The organism is Rhizobium sp. BK176 (genome assembly GCF_024808055.1).
On record NZ_JANUBV010000020.1, the window covers coordinates 34,421 to 55,839 of the forward strand.

18 protein-coding genes and 3 pseudogenes are annotated in these 21,419 nt (G+C 57.7%); 10 read left to right on the forward strand and 11 right to left on the reverse strand.

Annotated elements, in window-relative coordinates; genetic code table 11:
* Positions 1–290 precede the first annotated feature (290 nt).
* Positions 291–2,462 carry a bifunctional diguanylate cyclase/phosphodiesterase gene (locus FHT76_RS33740; RefSeq protein ID WP_183757878.1) on the forward strand — a complete coding sequence of 724 codons (2,172 nt, stop codon included), beginning with the start codon at positions 291–293 and terminating at the stop codon, positions 2,460–2,462.
* Here FHT76_RS33740 and FHT76_RS33745 read toward each other — a convergent pair.
* The 5 genes from FHT76_RS33745 to FHT76_RS33765 form a co-directional block, all read right to left on the reverse strand.
* Positions 2,383–2,850: a hypothetical protein gene (locus tag FHT76_RS33745; RefSeq protein WP_183757932.1), complete on the reverse strand. Its 468-nt coding sequence runs from the start codon at positions 2,848–2,850 to the stop codon at positions 2,383–2,385. The two genes, FHT76_RS33740 and FHT76_RS33745, sit on opposite strands and share 80 nt — an antisense overlap.
* Positions 2,851–3,059: 209 nt before the next feature.
* Positions 3,060–3,701 (reverse strand): VOC family protein, encoded by a 642-nt coding sequence (locus FHT76_RS33750; RefSeq protein WP_183757876.1) that lies wholly within the window; start codon positions 3,699–3,701, stop codon positions 3,060–3,062.
* Positions 3,702–4,085: 384 nt separating this feature from the next.
* Entirely contained in the window at positions 4,086–5,234 is a 1,149-nt protein-coding gene (locus tag FHT76_RS33755) for a DMT family transporter (protein ID WP_183757874.1), read from the reverse strand.
* Positions 5,235–5,249: 15 nt separating this feature from the next.
* Positions 5,250–6,491 (reverse strand): type III PLP-dependent enzyme, encoded by a 1,242-nt coding sequence (locus FHT76_RS33760; RefSeq protein WP_183757872.1) that lies wholly within the window; start codon positions 6,489–6,491, stop codon positions 5,250–5,252.
* A 41-nt stretch (positions 6,492–6,532) separates the two neighbouring features.
* Complete coding sequence (locus FHT76_RS33765) at positions 6,533–9,130, reverse strand: EAL domain-containing protein (protein WP_183757870.1); 2,598 nt, start codon at positions 9,128–9,130, stop codon at positions 6,533–6,535.
* Positions 9,131–9,427: 297 nt separating this feature from the next.
* Between FHT76_RS33765 and FHT76_RS33770 the strand changes: the two genes are divergently transcribed.
* On the forward strand, positions 9,428–9,658 hold the full coding sequence (locus tag FHT76_RS33770; RefSeq protein WP_183757867.1) for a patatin-like phospholipase family protein: 231 nt from the start codon (positions 9,428–9,430) through the stop codon (positions 9,656–9,658).
* Between the two features lie 315 nt (positions 9,659–9,973).
* On the opposite strand, the gene FHT76_RS33775 is transcribed toward FHT76_RS33770, so the two are convergent.
* The gene (locus FHT76_RS33775; RefSeq protein WP_310503298.1) at positions 9,974–10,450 is read right to left on the reverse strand and encodes a response regulator; all 477 of its coding nucleotides are present in this window, start codon (positions 10,448–10,450) and stop codon (positions 9,974–9,976) included.
* 222 nt (positions 10,451–10,672) lie between these two features.
* Here FHT76_RS33775 and FHT76_RS33780 point away from each other — a divergent pair, with 222 nt between their 5' ends.
* Complete coding sequence (locus FHT76_RS33780; RefSeq protein WP_183757863.1) at positions 10,673–11,344, forward strand: DUF938 domain-containing protein; 672 nt, start codon at positions 10,673–10,675, stop codon at positions 11,342–11,344.
* A gap of 571 nt (positions 11,345–11,915) precedes the next feature.
* Positions 11,916–13,073 carry a diguanylate cyclase gene (locus FHT76_RS33785; protein ID WP_259186295.1) on the forward strand — a complete coding sequence of 386 codons (1,158 nt, stop codon included), beginning with the start codon at positions 11,916–11,918 and terminating at the stop codon, positions 13,071–13,073.
* A gap of 210 nt (positions 13,074–13,283) precedes the next feature.
* Here FHT76_RS33785 and FHT76_RS33790 read toward each other — a convergent pair.
* Positions 13,284–13,728, reverse strand: a pseudogene (locus FHT76_RS33790) (3-hydroxyacyl-CoA dehydrogenase family protein); the annotation flags it as partial.
* 229 nt (positions 13,729–13,957) lie between these two features.
* On the opposite strand from FHT76_RS33790, the gene FHT76_RS41315 reads away from it, so the two are divergent.
* Genes FHT76_RS41315 through FHT76_RS33800 form a run of 3 tightly spaced genes read left to right on the forward strand, consistent with a single transcriptional unit; the run spans position 13,958 to position 15,085 of the window.
* Complete coding sequence (locus tag FHT76_RS41315; RefSeq protein ID WP_310503299.1) at positions 13,958–14,311, forward strand: PAS domain-containing protein; 354 nt, start codon at positions 13,958–13,960, stop codon at positions 14,309–14,311.
* A gap of 1 nt (position 14,312) precedes the next feature.
* Positions 14,313–14,879, forward strand: a complete 567-nt coding sequence (locus FHT76_RS41320) for an HWE histidine kinase domain-containing protein (protein WP_310503300.1) — start codon at positions 14,313–14,315, stop codon at positions 14,877–14,879.
* Entirely contained in the window at positions 14,876–15,085 is a 210-nt protein-coding gene (locus FHT76_RS33800; RefSeq protein ID WP_259186296.1) for a hypothetical protein, read from the forward strand. Before FHT76_RS41320 ends, FHT76_RS33800 begins: the two co-directional genes overlap by 4 nt.
* 899 nt (positions 15,086–15,984) lie before the next feature.
* Here the strand turns inward: FHT76_RS33800 and FHT76_RS33805 are convergent.
* From FHT76_RS33805 to FHT76_RS33815, 3 genes are read right to left on the reverse strand one after another with little or no spacing between them, the layout of a single operon-like run.
* The gene (locus tag FHT76_RS33805) at positions 15,985–16,275 is read right to left on the reverse strand and encodes a hypothetical protein (protein WP_183757859.1); all 291 of its coding nucleotides are present in this window, start codon (positions 16,273–16,275) and stop codon (positions 15,985–15,987) included.
* Complete coding sequence (locus tag FHT76_RS33810; RefSeq protein ID WP_259131358.1) at positions 16,256–17,035, reverse strand: sulfite exporter TauE/SafE family protein; 780 nt, start codon at positions 17,033–17,035, stop codon at positions 16,256–16,258. Before FHT76_RS33810 ends, FHT76_RS33805 begins: the two co-directional genes overlap by 20 nt.
* Positions 17,032–17,211, reverse strand: a complete 180-nt coding sequence (locus FHT76_RS33815) for a DUF1127 domain-containing protein (protein ID WP_183757857.1) — start codon at positions 17,209–17,211, stop codon at positions 17,032–17,034. The genes FHT76_RS33810 and FHT76_RS33815 overlap by 4 nt, the downstream gene beginning before the upstream one ends.
* A gap of 178 nt (positions 17,212–17,389) precedes the next feature.
* On the opposite strand from FHT76_RS33815, the gene FHT76_RS33820 reads away from it, so the two are divergent.
* From FHT76_RS33820 to FHT76_RS33830, 3 genes and pseudogenes are all read left to right on the forward strand, one after another.
* The gene (locus FHT76_RS33820) at positions 17,390–18,733 is read left to right on the forward strand and encodes a PLP-dependent aminotransferase family protein (protein WP_183757855.1); all 1,344 of its coding nucleotides are present in this window, start codon (positions 17,390–17,392) and stop codon (positions 18,731–18,733) included.
* Between the two features lie 399 nt (positions 18,734–19,132).
* Positions 19,133–19,282, forward strand: a pseudogene (locus FHT76_RS33825) (SDR family oxidoreductase); the annotation flags it as partial.
* Positions 19,283–19,663: 381 nt separating this feature from the next.
* Positions 19,664–20,215 (forward strand): annotated as a pseudogene (locus tag FHT76_RS33830) (integrase).
* 243 nt (positions 20,216–20,458) lie between these two features.
* Here FHT76_RS33830 and FHT76_RS33835 read toward each other — a convergent pair.
* The gene (locus tag FHT76_RS33835) at positions 20,459–21,277 is read right to left on the reverse strand and encodes an alpha/beta fold hydrolase (protein ID WP_183757851.1); all 819 of its coding nucleotides are present in this window, start codon (positions 21,275–21,277) and stop codon (positions 20,459–20,461) included.
* Positions 21,278–21,419: the final 142 nt, after the last annotated feature.

Here is a 21,419-nt window from a genome sequence, read left to right on the forward strand (position 1 = left end):
AGCGCAGGACGTCGGGTCGCTTCAATTCACCAAACTTGATCTAACGCACCCTGTTACGGGCGCATTCCTCAGCGAAGATCTGCCCGAAGATCGCCAGTACGTCTCGCATCGAAATAGGGTCCAGTTTGTCTCGATCGTCGAGTTCACAACTCGACCAATCGCCATAAACGGATCGTTCACCATCCGCAAAACGGAAGATATCAACCATGGCGCTCGGCCACCTTCTTCATAGTTGCATAATACGTTGTGCCTAACGTTCGCCATAAGCCAATCAGGCTGTGAGGAATGGAATGAGCGCCCGCAGAAAAATCCGGCAAGAAGCGACCAAGCCGGCAGTCCCTGACACAAACGAGAATACCAAGCACACACAATCTTCGGACCCACGCGAGCGACATGAATGGCTTAAGGCGATGATCGATCACGTGCCAGATTTCATCTATGCGAAGGATCTCGAAGGCCGGTTCCTGTTCGCGAACCGTGCGGTGGTGAGGAACAACGGCTTTTCGCATGTGGACGAACTGGTGGGACTGACTGACTTCGATATTCACCCGTCGTCGTTCGCACAGGAGATCGACGAGATCGAGCGACAGGTCATGACGACCGGTCTCGCGGATCTCGGCGTGGAGGAGCCCCGCCTCACAGGGGATGGCTGGCTGATGATGACTCGCGTTCCACTGCGCGACCGCAACGGCAACGTCATCGGCGTTGTAGGCGCCTCGCGAGATATCACAAGCCGCAAGCGCGCCGAAGAGCTGATGCGGGCCCAGACGCAACTTCTGCAAAACGTTGCGCGAGGTGTCGAAATCCAATCACTCCTGCAAGATTTCATCGTCACGCTGCGCAGCCTCTTTCCATCACGAAGCGTGCAGATCGTGATCCATGGCGAGACCCTGGACGCGCCCTCCCCCGAAACCCTGGCGCTCCCGATAGCCTCCCGAGATGGCGGGCGGCACGGGTCACTGATGATCTCCACACTCGCAGACGAAGACGCGGGCGTACTGGAATTCCTGTCCGCTGTCGCGCAGACAATCGGAATCGCACTCGATAGAAACCGGGACGTCGAACGTATCGCCCATCTGGCGGAACACGACGTGCTCACAGGCCTGCCGAACCGAACTTTGCTTGACCGCACCCTTCAGAGGATGCTCACCAATGCCGTAGACGACGACAAAGCCGTCGCCGTCGCCTTTCTTGATCTCGATAACTTCAAACTCATCAACGACAGCCTCGGGCATGCCGCCGGTGACGAACTTCTCAAGGCCGTTGCCCACAGGATCGTCCGTGAGGTCGGCGAAGCCGGATTGGTGTCACGCATAGGCGGCGACGAGTTTGTCTTGATTCTAGGACAGACCAACGAATCTTTCAGAGATCGGCTTGAACGTTTGCGAGCGGCGATCGCAACTTCGATATCGATCTCGGGAATCGACCTTCGCATCACGGCCAGTATCGGTGTGGCATGCCTGGAGCGGCCTGGAGTGACCTCCTCGGAACTCTGCGCCAATGCGGATCTCGCGCTTTACCGAGCGAAAGAGGCTGGGCGTGACGGTATTCAGATGTTCACGCCTGTGATGGCCGCGGAAGCAAGAAACAAACTTGCGCGCATCGATGACCTCCGTCGGGCAATCGAGAGCGATGAATTCGTCGTTCACTACCAGGCTCAATACGCCAATACAGGCAATGTGATTGGTGTCGAGGCGCTTGTCCGATGGAACCATCCTACAAGAGGAGTCCTTGCTCCATCGGAGTTCGTACCCCTCGCCGAGGAAACGGGTTTGATTGTCGCGATCGGCGATATCGTCCTCAACAAGGCATGTCAGCAAGCCAAAGACTGGCAGAAACGTAGTGTTGCCCGCGTGCGCGTTGCGGTCAACGTTTCGCCTCGCCAGTTCCTGGAGCCGTCGTTGACCTCTCACGTCAGTCAGGCACTGGCCGACGCGGACCTTGACCCGGAGTGGCTCGAATTGGAAGTCACAGAAAGCCTCATCATGCAGGACGTTGAGGGAGCTATCGCACGGATGCATGAATTGAAGGCCCTGGGGGTAAGCCTCTCGATCGACGACTTCGGGACCGGTTATTCCAGCTTGAGCATGCTCAAGAAATTTCCATTGTCCCGACTCAAGATTGATAGATCGTTCATCGCAGATATCCCGAACGATTCAGAAGACATGGCAATCACCAATGCCATCGTTTCGCTGGCAAAATTGTTGAGACTGGAAGTCGTTGCGGAGGGTGTAGAGACCGAAGCACAGGCGCGTTTCCTGGAAAGGGCGGGATGCGAGGTCTTCCAGGGATATCTCTTCGCGAGGCCGCTTCCGACCGTGGACGTCGAACGCCTTTTTGACTGCCGGCTGAGCTCGAAAGAATTGCTACCTCAGTCTGCGGTTAACTCTGGCAGAGCTTGGCCACGTTTTTCTCCAGGCTGCGGCGAAGCGCGCTCGCGATCTCATCCTCCAGTCCCTTGACGATGTCACCGAAACGACCGCCTGTCCCGACGATCTCTATCGAGCTCTCGGTCGTCTTGCATGTGGCGAGGTCGACCTTTAGATGAACCTGTGCGGTCGCCGAGAAGCCTCCTCTCACGAGGGCATCGTCAGATGTCTTGCAAGCAAGCGTCCCCCTCGCACTTGCCTCGGCTGCGTCGCCATTCACCGAGATCTGCAGACTTTCGATCTTGGCCGTGTCGAACCTGTCGATTCCAACATCGATGCTCACACCGAAGCTGGACACCTTCGCTTTCAGTGACTTGCATGGCTGTGCCTCCCCGATCGCTCGTTCGAGCGCGTTGGCTGCGTCAGCGTTCGTGGCCAGCAATTGGAATAGAAGTCCCGCTGCAAGCAGGCACGCCACCATCTTACCCATGTCTTCGTCCTGGCTCGTGTACCGGAAAAATTAAAGCTAGCGTACCGTGCCAGATGTTCAAACGGTACACTGGCAGCCGCTACGAGGCTGCAACAAAGGTTTGGGTGGTGACGAGATCGGCGCAGTTTCGCTGACAGGAAAAAACCGGGCGTTCAATTCTCTGTCATTCCGGTGTGAAACTGCTGATTGGATGGCGCACGCTACTTGGGCAGCGGCCCGCCGGACTGCTCGGCGGCGATGAAATGCGCATACCATACCGGCCAATTCTCGTCGTGCCTTCCCGTGATTTTCTCATGTTCACCATGAGCAGCAGCCGCCCTTCGCAGGGCGCCTTCGATTTCTGCAGGTGACGCGAACGTAACCTCGGTGCTCTGCCGTCCCTCAAGCCGTTGCGTGATTTCCTGCAGCAGCCAGGCATTTCCGTCCGGATCCTTGAAGGTCGCATAGGTCCTGTAGCTTCGTCCGTTTGGATCCCGGCCCTCGATTGCCGGTTGCCCGGGGCCGTCGCGATGAAAGATCTCGCTCACCTGCGCACCGCCGCTCGCGAGCGAAGCACGAGCCGCCTCGATGTCTGTGACGACGAGATAGAGTCCTTGAGCAGAACCGGGAGCGGCGCTGGTGATGCCGACGCCGAAATGGATGGACGCGGGTGAGCCAGGCGGCGTGAATTGCACCACCCTGAAGTCATTGCCGACCGGGAAGTCGGCGTCGAGCCGCCACCCCAACGCGGAATAGAAGCGTTTCGAGCGATCAACATCAGCGACGGGAATCGCGACGACTTCAAGCTTTAGATCGACGTTCGTCTTGCCAGCTTTGCCGTTGCCTTCACCAAGAATACTCATTCTTGTCTCCTCCGTCCTCGATCCCGAGATGATCGCGTTCCAGTGATTCCAGTTGCGGTTCGCTTGGAGGCCTGGATCGGCTTCCGTATGAATTTGAATGATGCGTGCTACGTAAAAATGAACTCGAGCTGCTGCCAGGTGGTCGATCGCCTACCCTTGAGCGCTCAATAGTAATTCATGAACACCGGATAGGCCATTTCCAAACTTTACAACGGGGCTTTTGCACAAGGTGAAATGGGCGCTGATCCTTCTTCGGCAAGCCTCGAAGAGCGCCTGTTTCCAAAGCCTCATGTTAAAACCATGAGTAGGCTTGCCGTCCCGGGGATTGGTTTTCAGACCGCTCGCTGCGCCCTCGTCTGACATAGAGCAGGTAGCAGCAATGCCTCAGGCCGCAATTTCCCTGGCGTCGCTCTCTGTGATGGCCTTATCCCAGATCGCTACCGAAATGCCCAAAGCGAGAAGCAACTCCGCAAGCTCAGCATCGTGTTTGCGGGGATCTTTGTAATCGCGACCAATCTCGATGAGGCGCTCAAGCAGCCTGTTGTTGATTGAAGCAAGCTCACCTTTGGAATCCGCCTCGGCAAGCAGCTGAAGGATAGACCGCTTGGGCACCGGAGCTCCGGGCGTACGCATCGTCGCTTCCTTTCCCTCGTTATCGTCCTTTGTATCGGGCTTCCAGAGCCCCGAACTCGCCAATGCAGCGCCACCCACAATCAGTGCGCCTGACCAAAACAAGGAGGCTTCAATCGCTGCTGAGGAAAAGATCGCAACAAGGACCGCTCCGATAAATGGCTCGACATAAGAGAACGCGCCAAGCGCCTGAATGTCGCCACGCTTCATTCCGTGATCCCACATGTAGATCGCCAGGCCCATGGGCAGAACGCCGAGTGCTGCCATCGCGGACCATTCCGCCACACTAGGCGCCACCCAGCTTTCAAGCGCCAGATGTGCCAGGAAGGATACGGCCGCAGATGCTGCGTAGAACCACCCGAGAGCAGACGAGGGTACTGCGGCCTGTGTCCGGGTCAGCACCGAATAGATGCCCCAGAGCGCGGCAGCGATCCCGATGAGCGTCAGGTAAAACGGCGCACCCTCGGATATGGATGCATCACCGCCGCGCTCGATGAGCAGCAGCACGCCGAACAGTCCGACGGCAACACCGACGACGTGCCACCATCTGAGTCTCTCGCCCGGCAGAAGACAGGAGCCAAGAACGATCATCAGTGGGGTAGTCCCTTGAAGCAGCGCAGCTGCGGCCGGCGGCGCCTTCTGGGTCGCGTAATAGATGCAAGCATGATAGCCAACAAGCGCGCTCACCGACAGCAGCCAAACATGGATCGGCTGCCGGAAGGCGAGAAGAGGATGGCTTCCGGTCAGGTACCATACAGCCGGCGACAGAGCCGCCGCGAAGAGGAACGCCATCGAAACCGTCTGCAGTGGAGGGATGGAAGTCGTATAGGTTACGAGCACGGTCTCGCTTGCCCAAAGCACGATCCCCATGGCTCCGATTGCAGAAGCGGCCAATCGTTTCATTTCGAAGCCTGTCTCCTATGCTCCGATCGTCACGATCTTGTCGGCAAAAAATCCGTTGAAGTGAGTGCGCATGGAGAGGCTATAAGCTCCCATCATGCCCACCTCGATCCAGTCCCCCTCACGCACATCATCCGGGAGGCTGAAAGGTGCACCGAGCACGTCGTTTGAATCACAGGTCGGCCCCCAGACCTTGAAATCGGTGTATGTGGCGGATACACGCGGTGTGCTCGGAATGAGACGCACCGGCCGGCGTTCTTTTGAATGCCCGAGTTCCTGCAAGGTGCCAAATACTCCGTCGTTCAGAAAAAGATTGTGATCACGCCTCATCACCACTTGGACGAGCGTGATCCCGGCGGTGGCGACGAGCGCTCGGCCGGGCTCACATAAGATGGAGCAGGAGCGAGGTATTCCGCCATTGCGCAGTGCGCGCGCGACGCTCTTGAAGTAATTCCCCGGGCCAACAACGTCATCGCCTGGATAAGGAGCAGGAAAACCACCACCGACATTCAGAACCGCGAGCTCCACTCCTGCCCGCTTCGCCACGTCTCCGGCAAGTTCCACAGCCTCTGAAAACGCACCAGGTGCGAGGCACTGTGAACCGACATGAAATGAAATCCCCGCCTTGATCCCCTTTGAGCGGATGTGACGCAGCAGGTGGATTGCCTTGTCCGGCATCGCACCGAATTTGGTCGAGAGAACATAGCGAGCGTCGGTTCCATTCGTGGCGAGCCTGACGGCAATCACGAGATCGCTACCGCGGGCTTCCTCGGCTATTTTGTCCACCTCCTCCAGGCAATCGGCCGTATAGAAGCGAATGCCGTGCAGATCATTTGCCATTCGGATCGAACGGCGTGTCTTCGCCGGGTTGTTGTAGAACTTTCCAGCGGTGCTTCCGAACAGGCTGCCAATCAGTTCGACCTCGTCGAGAGAGGCGACGTCAAAGTTTGTAATTCCGGTCTGGTAAAGGGTCTCCAGAACAAACGGATGAGGATTGCATTTGACGGCGTAAAGGCAGGTCCCGGGAAACGAAGAGAAGCTCGCAGCAGCACTGCGTAGTCTTTCGGGCGTGATGCAGAAGACGGGTTCTGACGGCTTGAGCTCCGCAATGACCGCATCCACGCTTGCGAAATTCCTGAGCGCATCCTTCGCGGGCCGGAGGGTCGTTCCGCCGCCCGAAAAAGCTGTCTCAATCTGACCTTGCAGATGTCGCGCGTCGTGGCCGAGTACGTGCTCGGCCGAAAGGGCATGGGCATTCATTTTCGTTGAACCTGTTTTTGATTATTCGTCGTGCGCGAAAGCTATGCGGCTTCTTCGCCAGCTTCCTTACCGGAAGCCCAGCGCCCGATGAAGGCGGACAGTTCCAGTGCGGTCACAGGGCGGCTGAAGTAGTAACCCTGCAGCTGGTCGCAACCCTCCTGGGCAAGGAACGCGGCCTGCTCCGGCGTCTCAACGCCTTCTGCAGTCGTGGTCATGTTCAGGCTCTGGCCGAGACTGATGACGGATTTCACAATGGCGCCCGACTTATCCTTGCTGTTCATGTCTCCTATGAAGGACTTGTCGATCTTGATCTTGTCGAAGGGGAACGAATTCAGGTAGCCGAGCGACGAATAGCCGGTGCCGAAATCATCCATGGCAATCTTGACACCCAAGCTCTTGAGGCCATTCAGGATTTCCAAGGCTGCTGATGTGTCGTTGATAAGGACGCTTTCCGTTATCTCGAGTTCCAAGCGCGCAGGATCGAGCCCTGTGCGTACCAGGACCTGGCGCACTGTCTCGACCAGCTCCTTGTTGCGGAACTGCACGGGTGAAAGGTTTACCGCGACGCGCAGTCCATCCCATTCCATGACCTGGCGGCAGGCCGTCTCGAGGATCCACTCGCCCATCGAGACGATGAGGCCGGTTTCTTCTGCGAGCGGAATGAATTCTGCCGGAGACACGAGACCGCGGATCGGATGCCTCCATCGAACCAGCGCTTCCACGGCCGCAACGCCATGCTGTGCAAGATCGATCAACGGCTGATAGTGAATCTCGAGTTCGTCCTTCAGGACCGCCTGGCGAAGATCATATTCGAGAGTCTTGCGTTCCTGGAGTTCGGCATCCATCTGAGCCTCGAAAATCCGGTAGGTCGCCCGACCACCCTGCTTGGCTCGGTAAAGTGCGATGTCCGCACTTTTGAGCAACCGTTCCGGATCGGCATCATCCACGTTTGCAATCGCGATCCCGATACTAACTCCGACATGAAGATCCTGCCCTTCAATGATGAAAGGCGCGCGGACGACATCGATAAGTTTTCGGCTGAGTTCTTCGGCTTCCAGCGGTTGGTTGAGACCGATCTGGATGATCGCGAACTCATCACCGCCAAGTCGGGCGACGGTGTCATTCTGGTGTACGCATGCCCTCAGCCGTCCCGAAAGTTGCTGAAGCAGGAGATCTCCAGCACCGTGGCCCAAGGTATCGTTGACTTCCTTGAAGTGATCGAGATCGAGGCAGATCACCGAAACTCTCGCGGTCTGCTCGGCATTCGACGTAAGAGCAACATTCAGACGTTCCCGGAACAGAACGCGGTTCGGAAGTCCAGTCAGGGCATCGTGGTGCGCCAGATGGCTTGCCCGTTCCTGGGCTTCCACTTCTTCGGTAATGTCTGTCGCTGTCCCCCTGAAACCAAGGAATTCCCCTGTCGTGCCAAGGATAGGACGACCGGCCAATCTGGAGATGCGGATGTGACCCTTTGCGTCGCGATAGCAGCAGCGAAGATCTCTGAACGAGACGTGCTCATCAGATCCCTCGACCAGCCGCTTCCAACCGTCAGAGTCAGCGTCACTTGAAAAGAACTGACCGAGTGTCTTCCCGAGAACATCAGAGGCGGGCAACCCGGTGACATCGGTAAAACGTGCCGAGAAGTAGACCAGTTTGAGCGAATGGTCGGTTTCCCAAATCCAGTCGGACGATGCTTCCGCCACGTCCTTGAACCTTACTTCGCTCTCCTTCAGCGTCTGAGCATAGGCTTCCACGGTTTTGGCGGAATCCTCCAATTCCTTCGTCGAACGCCTGGCATTGCGCACGACAAGAGCTGAAAACGCCGCCAGAACTGCAAGCACCAGACATAGCGGGGGCAGGATAAACTGCAGGAGCTGGTATCCCGGCTTTGCGGGTGACCAGGTAATCGCTCCGAGGAATACCCTGTCTTGCGTCAGCAATGGTATAGACGCCTCCGCTCCACCGGCCTCATGAAGCGAGATCTTCAAGTCGGAGAGTAAGTAGTCTCGTCCCATGCGGTCCAGGAAGCTCTGGTCGAGCCGCTTTGCGAAAGCCAGCATCGTAAGTTTGCGCGGATTAACCGTCGATCGATCAATCGAGGGAGGCAACAAAGCGCTGGCCGCAACCAGGTAGACATTGTCCCCTGATTTGATCAAGCTCGTAACCGGGTCAGTCTGTATGGCAGCGACATGCAAGAGATCACGCAATCCACGTGGCATCAGCTTGAGGGCATCAACCTTCTGCGGAACGCCCTCGATCACTGCGTATACGGTGTTTTCGTTGGCATCGACAGCAAAGGCCATCTCGTAGCCCAGGCCTTCAAAGATATTCGCCCCGATATTCCCGTCGGTTGCCGCCCACTCCAGGTTGCTCTTGTCGTGCAGGTTTTTGTATGCGTCCTCCCAAACCGCATAGTCCCGCAGATTGCGCGCGACCTCGCGCGCCTTGACCTGGAGAGCCGTAGTTGCAAGCTTGGTGGATGCTTCGACTTCAAGGCTGTTTTGCTGACGCGCGGATAGAACAACAATGGCAATGACAATCGTAATTGCCACGATGAGGATCCCAGCCATAGGAAATACGATCCTGCGGTTGAAATCGCGACCGAAAAAGTTGGCCGTATGGGGAACGAAGGCGCGCATCTTTTCCTCATGAAGTTTTCTCAAAACTACGAGTTGAGATACAAATTCTCAGTTAACTAGAATTGTAACTTTTCGCGTTGGTTAACAATATATGGATCTGATTTCCCCGCGTGTTTTATTCCATTAAACCACTGAAATATGGTGGCATTTGTCTCTGGCTACGCCGCAATATTCGCCATGATCTAGAGATGCTGAAATGGGAAGGGCACCATACCACTAAGACCAAGCAGCAATTCCAACGCGAACATGTCATCCGGCGAGAGCCTATAGCCATCGATCTCGCCCTGCAAAGTGGCGGTGCGCTCGGGCGTTCAGCTGGGGGTAATCGAGCGGATCATCGACGAGGCCGGCCTGGTCATTTCAAGCATTACCGGCACATCCGCGGGGGCGATGAATGCGGTCGTTCTTGCCCACGGCGTTGCGCTGGACGGGGAGAAAGGGGTAATGGCGGCGCTCGAGACATCCTGGCGCCGCGTCAACGGGATAGCCGGCTTTAGCCCTTCCAGCGCACCGCACCTGACGTTATGAGCGTTGGCCCGGAACGCGGTGACAGCGATCGGAAACCGGTTGGGATCGTTTTGACGATCACGCGTTGGATTGCCTACGCCCGCGCCATTGACGTGCGCTATCGACGATGTCATCGCATGTTAACGGTCGGTTCTTCCCGGCTCCAGGCGATGCCAAGCCCGATCCTGATTTAAAGTCGATGCCCAGGCCATCTCGAGCGGGGTAAAACAGGCTGCAGAGCAACCCTATGCGACGTCCCCGCGAATTACGGCAGCTGAACGATTTGTCGCAAAGGCCTTCGCGGTTTTCATTTTATAAGCTTGAGCGGGTCTTCCCCTAAATCCGAACGGTCGAAACAGGTGTGTCAACTCCCAGCAGGAACCGGAAGCATTTAATCGCGTCCTCAGGTTCATATGGCTTACTCAGGAACCGACAGCGTGGGGGAAGCGAAGACTGCCGGAGACTAACGACTCCCGATGTTATGACAATTGCGAGATCCGGTCGCTCACGATGAATGCGAACAGCAAGAGCAACTCCGTCAAGTGGACCTGGCATGTTTACGGCGGTGAACACAAGCCCGATGTCAGTTCGCCGGTCGAGAATACTTAGCGCTTCTAGTGCGTTTATCGCAGGGATCGCAGCGAGGCCCGTGCATGCCAACTGAGCCGCGATGCGAGAGTACAGATCCGCATCGGGTTCGACGATAAGAATCGCGCCGGCGAGTTCGGGTTGAATGTCTTTCTGTTTCAACGCAGTCCCCCGGGTGCATTGTTCTCCTTGCTCCGATCGGGAGCAACGGAAGGACGTATTCAAACCAGCAATCTAGAGGCTCGCATTTTGCTTTCCCACGTCGACCATACTTCAATTACGCCCAAAATAAATGCGACTTTATGCAGACCAGTTATGCGCTATGCATTCACCGAATAACATGGTTCATAGAATTGAACCTCCACGGGGCCGCGTTAGACCAAGTGGTTTCAGTCCCATCGTTTCAGCTATAAGGTGGGAGACAACGCCAAAGTGGATTCAAGACCCATGCCCGCAGAGAAGGACGACCGTTCGCCTGTTGCACTGGAACAGCGCGACGTAAGCGCCGACAAGCGCATGTTCTCGCCTTCCGTTGCGCGAAATTCGGCGCCGATCCTCACGGCCCTAAAACGTGTCCTTCCAACACATGGCGCTGTGCTGGAGATTGGTTGCGGGACTGGCGAGCACGCCGTGTGTTTTGCGGGAGCAATGCCCAACCTCACCTGGCTGCCCAGTGATCCGGATGCCGACGCTCGCACCAGCACGTCTAGCTGGAGCAAATTCGCAGGGCTGAAGAATGTGCTGGCACCGCGGGATATTGATGTGTGCTCAGGACAATGGGACGTCGAACAAATGGGGGCTTTTGACGCCATCGTGTCGATCAATATGATCCATATCGCGCCATGGGCGGCAAGCTTAGGATTGTTCGCAGGAGCTGGCCGTTTGCTTCGCGCTGGTGGGCTTCTTGTTCTATACGGCCCGTTCATGCGCGACGGCGCACACAACGCCCCCTCGAACGCTGCTTTCGACGCGGCTCTAAAGGAGCGCAACCCATCCTGGGGTGTGCGTGATATCGCTGATCTTGAACAAGTGGGCGAGGCCGCTGGACTTAGTCTCAGAGAGGCGATCGAGATGCCTACCAACAATATGTTGCTGGTCTTCTCCAGCGGCAGTGCCTGAACGACAATCGTCCCAGGCCCCGGAAGATCGGGTACCACAAACGTGCCAGCGGGTGCCCTGCAACAAAAAAGCAAGGACGCGTCGTGTCAGTCGCCACTGAACCGAATGCAAGCCGTGCCAAGGAGTTGCGCTCGGTTGCAGCCTTTGGTCAGCGGATCCTGGAGGGCGTCATGTCCGCTTCGCCGCAACGGCGGCCGATGGCTCCACACTATGGACGTGAAGCCGTCATTAAAACATGCTCATCGCAAACCTCCGAAAGAGGCTCGACAGCGGACGAGCTCTCGAAGGTCCCGCCGGAACAAAACCTGAGAGCCCGTCATTCGCCATCCAGTGCAGTTGAAAGGATTCTAGCCAGCGCCCCGCGTTTGTCTTATTGCGGCTGCGGATCCAGTCCCGCTATGAAGCGAGACTGGATCGAGTGAAGTGACCTGGATCGCCAGGGTGATAATGCGACCTCGGGCAACGATCGCTATTTGGTGTTTCACAATTTATTAGGACACTTGTACTGAAGCTTCGGCCGGGCTTGTAGTGGGATGTGGCAATGGTGAACGGAGCAGTTTTCTTCCTTGTAGTGAACTTCATCATCGCGATCTGCTTTGCACTGGTTTTCGCCGTCGTGGCAGTGCGCAGCCGATCGCGTCAGGCCGCACTGTGGTTCTCGGCGGGTTTCGCTGTCGCTTCACTTTCCGCCATTAGTGAACTCCTTGTTGCATACACAGACTTGCCGCGACTCTTCGCCGTTCTGGCCTTTGGAAGCGTGCTTGGGGGGATGATCCTTCTACGCGTGGGTATCGGCGAGCTTTATGACGTCCGAATAGCACCGCTCTGGGCCACATTTTTTTTCGCAGCTTGTGTCGTACTCGATCTCGTTATCTATGGTTTGCCGCGTAGCACGCTTCGGCACGCCATATCTTATCAAACACCGTTTGCCCTGGTCGTTCTCGCCAGTGCTGTGGCGGTCTTTGCTTCAGCGCGCCACGCGAAGATCGATCGGGTCCTCGGCTTTCTGCTCGTTGCAACCGGTCTACATTTCTTTGCGAAAGCTGCGCTGGCGGTGACCGCGGGTGCTGGTACCAAAGCCGCCGATTACGTTCACACGAACTATGCAGTGATTTCTCAGGGATCGACTGCGGTGTTGATTGTAGCGGTGGGTCTGACACTGCTTTCGGTGCTCGTCCTCGATATCATGGCTGACGAGCGCAGCAATTCCGAAAGGGACATGCTTTCGGGTCTTGCCAACCGCCGAGGCTTCGAGAATGGTGTCTCCGCTGCGCGCCTGGTTGCACCTGCTGTCCTACATTCTGTCATGATCTGCGATATCGATCGCTTCAAAAGTATCAACGACACGTTCGGACACCATGCCGGGGACCAAGTGATCCGAGCCTTTGCCGACCTCCTGAAATCCATAGCCGAGCCGGATTTTATCGTCGGGCGTATCGGCGGGGAGGAGTTTGGGGTGTTTATGCCGAACACCACGGTCGATGCGGCCATGCTATTTGCCGGTGTTGCGCGGCGCGAGACGATGGCAATCACTGTAGAGGGTTTGCCTAAGTCGCTAACCGTGAGCGCAAGTTTCGGTGTCGCGGAAGTCGTCGCCGGGGAGAGTCTTGACGACACAATGCGCCGGGCCGACATGGCGCTTTACGAAGCAAAGCGAGCCGGAAGAAATTGCGTTAGACAGGCTCGAAGTGCCCGTTCTGCGTCGCCGGATATTCGGGTGGTGTCGTGAAAACGGGCTGTTCAGGCCAGACTATTTCTAGCCCTTAAAGTTGCCTGCTTTTGGAGCCTGCGTGAGACAGTAGCGGCATAGTCCGAAAAGCGCTATCAGTGGCCGGAATGGCCGGCAGAGACATATTTTACGATTACAGCAGAAAACGGAGCGAGTAACGACGTGCTCTTGGTGGCAGGACTGCCGTGGCGATGTCCACCCGCTAAATTGGCGGCTTGGCACCGGCACATCCCCGCGATAGTCGTAAAATCCTTTCGCCGACTTTCGTCCGACCCAGCCGGCTTCGACGTATTTGACCAGCAGGGGACTGGGTCGATATTTGCTGTCCGCGAGCCCGACGCGCACTAACTCATAACGGAGAGGCAGGTGTCCAGACCGATGAAATCGGCAGGTTCGAGCGGTCACATTGGGCGATCGGCACCCAGCCGCATACTGTTGTCGATTTCGCGAACTGAGTTCGCCCCCTCGTGCAGAGCGTAGACCGCTTCATTGATCATTGAAATGAGGTCCGATGCACGGTGAAGCCCGGATAGTCATCTACGACCACAGCAGTTTTGCCGAGTCGCTTGATGACGTCATAAACCGTCTCGAATGTTTCTCTGCTGGTCGCATCGCCCCGGATCAGCTCCACCAGCTGCATCGCAGGTGCCGGATGGGGGTCGCAAGGGCGGCCCGGCTGTTCACATTTCAGCCATGCCTTGTCGAACAAAAAAAGAAGTTCATTTTCTCGAAGCGTTTCGGCGAGGCGGAGGCAGATGCCCCTATAGCCAGCCGTTGTTCAGACGCCGTACAATGATGCCGTCGTGAGTGAGCTGATCACATGGGCCGATCAAAGCCCAAAGGATGCCATATACGGGAAGCCGCGAGCGCGGAGGAATACGCATGTGGTCGACACGATGACGCAACCGGTCGTCGTCATCGATCAGAATTTCTGCGTGACGACAGCCAACAATGCGTTCATAGAAGCCTTCGGGGTCGACAGGGACGACATTCTCTCAGAAAATATCTTCTCTCTCGGAAACAGACAGTGGGACATTCCCGAACTCCGACAGCTCGTTTCCGCTGTCGTTCCTCGGGCGGCCGCGATCATCGGCTTCGAGGTGAGCCACGACTTTCCGAACATCGGGCCACGGACCTTCCTCCGTGGACGCGCGGCGGCTTATCCATTCCGACGACAACAGCCGCAATATCCTAGTTATGTTCGAGGACGTGACGGAACGCCAACGTCACGACGCTGAAATGGACTTCATTGTCGCGGAAATGCGGCATCGAATGAAGAACATGTCGGTTGTTGTCCGATCCGTCATCACGAACACACGGGCCGATCAGCCTGATGCGGCGAACTTCAAAGAGGCTTTGCTCGGTCGCCTCGACGTGACGTTCAAGGCGCAGGACATCGCCGCCCGTTCCGAGACTGCCGATTTCGAATTCCTCATCAGGGAGTCGATCAGCATCGGAGTTTCGAAACGGCTCGATTGCTCAGGTCCGACCGTCGAGGTGCCAAGCGCGAAAGTGCTTCCAGTCAGCATGATTTTCCACGAGCTTTCCACCAACGCGATGAAATACGGTGCGATATCCGAGCCGCAAGGTCGCATCCACGTGAGCTGGGAGTTGGAAACCGGAACGCGAGGGCGCCAATTGATCGCCTGTCAATGGCGCGAGAAAGGCGGGCCACCTGTTTCGGATCCGCAGCGGAGGGGCTATGGGAGCGAACTGATCGAAGGGCTCAGCGTCCACATCGCAGGATCGGTGGAACTTTCCTATCCCGCTGAGGGTTTTATCGCTCTAATCAAGATCCCGGTGTGAGAAATGTGAGCGCCCCCGAGGAAGTGGAAACCACGGCGACAGCGTTCTCGTGGTCGAGGACGAGGCGGCAGAAGGTCACGCCAGTGGCGGTGGAGCTTGAGAAGCGAGGCATCCCCTTTGTGCTTGCAACCGCATCCGCAGCGCACGAACTGGCTCCCTTCCCTATCCTCGCCACCGCGTTGAATGTGGGAAAGCCCACCGATTAAGGTCAACTTGTCCGAGCCATTCGTAAGCTGATCGACGGCTAGTAGGGATCGCGCCACTTACCGACAAGCACCTTCCGCACTTGCCAACCGCGATCAGTGAGCGAGACGGCTGTCCAGAGATTGAGGGTTCATGGCGAACCGCGACTTGCGCGCCGCGTTAAGCTACATGTTTCATCTGCGCGCGTAGCTTCTTGCGGAAGACCTAGGCCGGCGTCCGATGGCCGAGACATTCGCCCGGTGTCGCATCGAGCTGATTGCTGATCTCGGACTTCGAGTTTTCTTCTGGATCGCGCCGAAGACCTGAGACATGGCGACCAGCACGACCTGCGCATCGACGAAGTCTTCGAGCTTCAGCTTGAGATCCTTCGCCAGTCGCCGCTCATTGCTGCGGCTCCGACTGGAGGCAACTGCCATTGCAGCGATGCGTCTGCACGTGGAGCGCGACCCCATAGTGGCAATCTCTTTAATTCTCGAATCCCGTCATAGCCCTGCTGTGCAGGCATCCGACTAGAACTTGTCATTCTGTGCACACCTTGAACAGCTTGTCCTTCACTGAGAATAACTCGGTGACCGAGCATCTGCCCCGTTAGACCTTCGGCAAGAAACATATTCGGCGACTATCATATTTGCCGCATCGGTCACGGACCAACCGCTCTTCACGATCAGGTCAGTTGCGAAGGTACCTCATGAATTGGTCGCCTGAAATTTTCGGTCGCGACTGCATCGATTGCCGTGTCATTGCGGCACCGTTCGCTCGATAGCGGACTCGGAATTTCTCCACTTCGATCCAGAGCAACTGGACTTCGGGTGAAAGCAGGACATGTTTTCTTCGCTTGAAAAAGCCGAACATCTCCACCTCGCGTATGTCTCCAAAGCATTCGCGTCCATCATTTCGCGGTCTATGGATTTGCCTTGAGATAGACAATCAGGTCTTCAATTTCGAAACCCCAGAGGCCCGAAAACGAATCGTGGTGCCAGACACCTTCCTGCTCGGCTTCGAAAGGAATCCCCACAAATCGATGACCGTCCAGACCAACCCGTCCTCTCCCGCCTTCCGCATCGCCGGGAATAGTTGTATCCCGCGAGACCGCCTGCCTTTTTCCGACGACGTTCTTGAGCGACGGACGGAAGGACATCGCCACCACATCGACCCTCACCTCCTGGTGATCTTCATACCAGATACCCGGCAACACCGTCCCACAGAAGCTTCACAGCAGTCACAGCAAGCAGTGCGTAGCATGCGCGGAAGATCTGGCGTTGATCGAGACGTCCATGAAGTCGCCAGCCCATTCCGACACCACTGGGAACCGCGAGCAAGCATACGGCCATTAGCACCAGGTCAGCACCTTCCGGCCGCACCAGCATCAACCACGGAACGGCTTTGGTGGCATTGCCGACCGTGAAGAAGAGGCTGGTCGTTCCCGCATAGACTTCCTTGGTCAAACCGAGCGGCAGCAGGTACATCGCAAGCGGCGGTCCGCCGGAATGAGCAACCATCGTGGTGATGCCCGACGCCAGCCCGGCTGCAACAGCCTTGGGTGTCGATCGAGGCCGAATGGAAACGCCGCCGCCTCCCGCGAGCCACAGCCCAACGAAGATCAGTGTGACGACAGCCATGACGATTTCGATCGCATGATGGTCGAGAAAGCGGAAAAGCAGATATCCGCTCCCGATTCCGACAATAAGTCCGGGAAGCAACGGGGCGAGATCCTGCCGCGACCACGTGTTTGGCTTCCAATAGCGGAGCGCGTAGAGGTCCATGGCGACAAACAGGGGAGCGAGCAGGCCACCGGCGGTTACCGGATCCATCACGAGCGACAGGAGCGGGATCCCGACAATAGCGAATCCTCCTCCGAACGCCCCTTTCAGGAAGCAGATCAAGAAGACCCCTGTGAAAGCGACCAGAACGGTCATCAAGGTCAGATCTGCAGCGATTGGCTGGGTGGTCACGACCTCCTCCCTCGGCTGTAGGCATGCACCTGGCCGAAGGCTGCGGCCTCGATTTCAGAGCGCGCAAGACCGATGTCCTTCAGAGCATCGTCGTCAAGTTCGCGAAGCTTTGACACCGCGATACGACGCCCGTAGTGGCGCAGAACCTTCCTGAATGCTGAGAGCACTGTGATCATTTCCATTCTCCATCGGTTGACCCGCTGCAACGCGAGGCCGTCGTCGCTTCCGCTGGTCGAGATCGGCAGGCGGCCTGGAATGATTGCGGTTGTGATAGTGCCCCGCGCCACCGGTTGACGAGGGCATTATGCTCCGATACTATATCGGTACAATAAAAACATTGATCTCGGAGCAATGATGGCGAATTCCGAATATCTGAAGCTCGCCGACACGATCGCCGCGCAGATCGCCGCCGGGGCTCTTAAACCTGGCGATCGCCTGCCACCGCAGCGAGCATTCGCGTATGAGCGTAAGATTGCTGTCTCCACTGCAAGCCGGGTTTACGCAGAGCTTCTGCGCAGAGGACTGGTCGTTGGCGAGGTCGGTCGAGGCACGTTCATATCCGGTGAAGCGAGGCGGGGCGCCGCCGCACCGGGCGAACCCCGCGACGTTCGGATCGATCTCGAGTTCAACTACCCCACCCTCCCCAACCAAACGGCCATCGTCGCCAGGAGCCTGGAGGGACTGGGTCAGCCTGCGGCGTTGGAGATTGCCTTGAGACAAGCGACCAGCGTCGGCACCCGTGGAATACGCGACGTCGCGGCGGCCTATTTCGCGAGAACCGAGTGGTCTCCGAACCCGGAGCAACTCGTATTCACTGGCAACGGCCGCCAGAGCATCGCGGCGGCGCTAGCGGCCGTTGTTCCGAACGGCGGACGATGCGGCGTCGAGGCCCTGACCTATCCATTCATAAAGGGCGTCGCGATCCGACTGGGCATCTCGTTGGTTCCGGTCGCGATGGATTCTTCGGGCTTGCGTCCAGACGCGCTACGCAAGGCGCACGAGGAGGCAAACCTGTCGGCAATCTATGTTCAGCCAGCAGTGCACAATCCTTTGGGAACGACAATGCCGGCTTCCCGTCGACGCGATCTCGTTCGCGCCGCCGATGAGCTTGATCTTTGGATCGTCGAGGACAATGTGTACAGCTTTCTCGAGGACGAGCCGCCACTTGCCAGTCTCTCTCCGGATCGCTGCATCGTCGTCGACAGCCTTTCCAAGAAGATTGCACCGGGGCTCACCTTAGGGTTCATCGTCCCCCCGCCTGCGCTGCGCGAAAGCGTGATGGCGGCAGTGCGCTCCGGAGGCTGGACCGCATCGGGCTTCGCATTCGCTGCGGCGGAGCGTCTGATGACGGACGGGGCTGCCGCAGAACTTGCGCGCCTGAAGCGTGGCGACGCGCAGGTACGCCAGGCGCTCGCCGCCGAGTGTCTCGCGGGGTTCGACTTCCAGGCCAATCCGAACTGTTATCATCTGTGGCTGACGCTGCCGCAGCACTGGCGCTCCCAGAGTTTCGTGGCGGCCGCAGCCCGTCGCGACATCGCATTGACCCCGTCGACAACCTTCGCCGTCAACCCCGGCCACGCGCCTAACGCCGTCAGGCTTGCCCTGGCGGCGCCTTCAATCGATCAGCTCGAGACGGGACTCCGCACGCTTGCCGCCCTACTCCGGTCCAGTGACCACGATCTCGAAGCGACGGAGTGAAGAACTTCCAGTCGATTAACTCGACACCTTGGCTGGAGTTGTCAGCTTACACGTTCGGTCGTTCGTGCCGGTGGCAGAAGCTGCCATTTGCCTGGCATTGGGAGAAGTCTGTTTATCGGGCCTCATGTGCCGCCGGCCGCCCAATGCCGAGTGATCGCCGCAAGTGGCCGAATCCCTCATGGGGGCGAGCACCACGCTCGAGCCTCCCTTCGATTGACGTTTCCTGCTTTGTCCTCCGATCTTGGGTCGCGGCAAATTCACGCGCAGCTTGGATGAACGCTGTGAAAGCCGCTGGCGGATTCTGTAGTACAACGCTAGTGGTGCTAGAGAGGGTGGCCAGTCTCTAAGGACGCGTATCGCCGAGGAAGCCGGCTCAGCTATGACGCGGCGATCCAGGTGATCATGAACTCGCTTGGCGGCATACCGCTCGGACGACCGGCCAAGCCGGAAGAGGTGGCGGACCTGATCGCCTTCCTGGCATCTGATAGAGCGTCATCGATCACCGGCACCGAGCATGTGATCGACGGTGGGACCGTGCCCACCACCTAAAGCACGTGCGTACCGTACCGTTCGGTGTGTGGACATGACCTGTCTGAGCTACGGTAAATGTCACCAAAGGTCGCAAACGCCTCCGCGATTTGGCGAAGTGCTCGTGCATAGGCATCACTTGCCCCATTGGCCAAACGCCGGCCTGCGCAATGATGCGGCGGTGGGCCGTAGAGGCGCGTAGCCGCATAATGGTAACTTCTTGGTCTGTAAACCTGGCGCTCACATGACTGCAATGATGGCGGAAGTGATCATTGAGCTCACCTGTTCTGTGGTTGCAATTCCATCCGGGCCCCAACTCCGGTCAGTCTATTTCCGGCCGCGTCATAGAACCGAGAGCTCTGCGTTCTCCCTCTGGCCAATGGTGGCCATAGGAGAACTGAAATGGGTATCTCACAATACGATCCTGCTGCACTGGGTCGACCTGCTTGGAACGCAGGCAAGCAAGTTGGCGTCAAGAAGCCCCTGAAGCAGCGCAAGATCTGTGCAGTGTGCTTCTTTCTCGACCGAGAAGGAAGGATGCGAGATCGAGCGCGTTCGATCTCGCCATCGACAGCGAGCTCCGCGGCTGCGATTTGCCAAAAATCAAAATTGGGACCCTCGTCACGTGCCACGAAATTCGAACTCGAGCGATGGTCGTTCAGAAGACCGGCCGCACGGGGAGGAACAGTCGATGACTATGTCTCTCCCCAGTCGAGTCGACCACCCGATCATCTCAGCACACGGCAACATGCCAGACTGGTCGATGAGTGGGTCACTGGGATTTGGCTGCGTCGGCAAGATCACGGCACGCATTCCCTTCGACGAACGAAGGCTGCCTTGATCCAAGGCCAGTGGCAACCTCCGAGCGATCCAGATCCTGCTTGGCCATACCAAGATTACTCAGTGAGGTATCTCGGCGTTGACATAGACCTCGCCGAGCGCACGGAGATCTAAAAATTTGCAGCACCGTACCGGGCGATGCCGTTCGTGCATAATCGAGCGGCACCGTCGATTCGAGGAAGCGACGGTGCCGCCGGCATTTCAGCCGTTCGGACACGATGGCCAGGTCCCAAAGGCTGCCATCGAGTTGAGCGCAATAAAACCCGAAGATGGCAGCAATGCTGGCATGTCAATGGCAACAGGTGTCACCCGGCACTCCCGGGTGACAGGTTGAAGGCCGCGGTCCGGTCGATGTCGTCAAGACCTGATGAACGAGAGCAGGTCGGAGTTGAGGACATCCGCATGTGTTGTCAGCATGCCATGGGGGTATCCTGGATAGGTCTTCAGCGACCCGTTCCTGAGCAGGTCGACCGCACGCGGCACGGAACTCGCAAAGGGGACGACCTGATCGGCCTCGCCATGCATCACCAATACCGGCACGGTAATCTTCTTGAGGTCTTCCGTATAATCTTCCAGCCAAGAGTCGACAGTCGCGTAGTGAGCCAGGGCCCCCCCGGTCATGCCCTGACGCCACCAGTTTGCAATGATCGCCTCCGAAGCCTCGGCCCCGTCCAGGTTGTAACCGTAGAACGGGTTTTCAGGGACGAACCGGAAGAACTGCGAGCGGTTGCCAAGCACGCCCGCGCGGATCGCTTCGAACCACTCCGGCGGCTGACCGGATGGGTTGTCCTCGCTCCGGTACATGTTCGGCGTCAGGGAAGCGACGAGTACCGCCTTCGAGACCCGCTCCGGGTGGCGGGCGACATAGCGAGCTACCTCGCCGCCACCCGTGGAGTGGCCGATGTGGATCGCGCCGCGCAGGTTGAGGTGCTCAGTGAGGGCCGCGAGGTCGGCAACCCAGTGGTCCATGTCGTTGCCGGTGCCGGGCTGGTCGGACCGGCCGTGGCCGCGCCGGTCGTGGGCGATCACCCGGTACCCGGCTTGAAGAAAGAAGGTCATCTGAGCGTCCCAGTCGTCCGCCGACAGCGGCCAGCCGTGGCTGAAAACGATCGGCTGGCCTGAGCCCCAGTCCTTGTAGAAGATGTTTACGCCGTCCGTGGTAGTGATTGTAGGCATGGTCTCGCTCCATCCGTGCTGTTAACTCATTTAAAGTCATAATTGCTCAACTAGAGCCACTCACCCACGCGCGCTGAAATAAACAACGCAAGATTGTCAGGAATACCTCATCTTTCCTTTCGACTCGCGAGCGAAATACTCC

Excerpts from the sequence above, each read along its gene's own strand:
- FHT76_RS33740 (WP_183757878.1), top strand. The coding sequence starts at position 291 with ATGAGCGCCCGCAGAAAAATCCGGCAAGAAGCGACCAAGCCGGCAGTC.
- FHT76_RS33815 (WP_183757857.1), bottom strand. The coding sequence starts at position 17,211 with ATGATCACAGTGCTCTCAGCATTCAGGAAGGTTCTGCGCCACTACGGG.
- FHT76_RS33745 (WP_183757932.1), bottom strand. The coding sequence starts at position 2,850 with ATGGTGGCGTGCCTGCTTGCAGCGGGACTTCTATTCCAATTGCTGGCC.
- FHT76_RS41320 (WP_310503300.1), top strand. The coding sequence starts at position 14,313 with ATGGACTTCATTGTCGCGGAAATGCGGCATCGAATGAAGAACATGTCG.
- FHT76_RS33750 (WP_183757876.1), bottom strand. The coding sequence starts at position 3,701 with ATGAGTATTCTTGGTGAAGGCAACGGCAAAGCTGGCAAGACGAACGTC.
- FHT76_RS33780 (WP_183757863.1), top strand. The coding sequence starts at position 10,673 with ATGCCCGCAGAGAAGGACGACCGTTCGCCTGTTGCACTGGAACAGCGC.
- FHT76_RS33755 (WP_183757874.1), bottom strand. The coding sequence starts at position 5,234 with ATGAAACGATTGGCCGCTTCTGCAATCGGAGCCATGGGGATCGTGCTT.
- FHT76_RS33765 (WP_183757870.1), bottom strand. The coding sequence starts at position 9,130 with ATGCGCGCCTTCGTTCCCCATACGGCCAACTTTTTCGGTCGCGATTTC.
- FHT76_RS33760 (WP_183757872.1), bottom strand. The coding sequence starts at position 6,491 with ATGAATGCCCATGCCCTTTCGGCCGAGCACGTACTCGGCCACGACGCG.
- FHT76_RS33835 (WP_183757851.1), bottom strand. The coding sequence starts at position 21,277 with ATGCCTACAATCACTACCACGGACGGCGTAAACATCTTCTACAAGGAC.
- FHT76_RS33820 (WP_183757855.1), top strand. The coding sequence starts at position 17,390 with ATGGCGAATTCCGAATATCTGAAGCTCGCCGACACGATCGCCGCGCAG.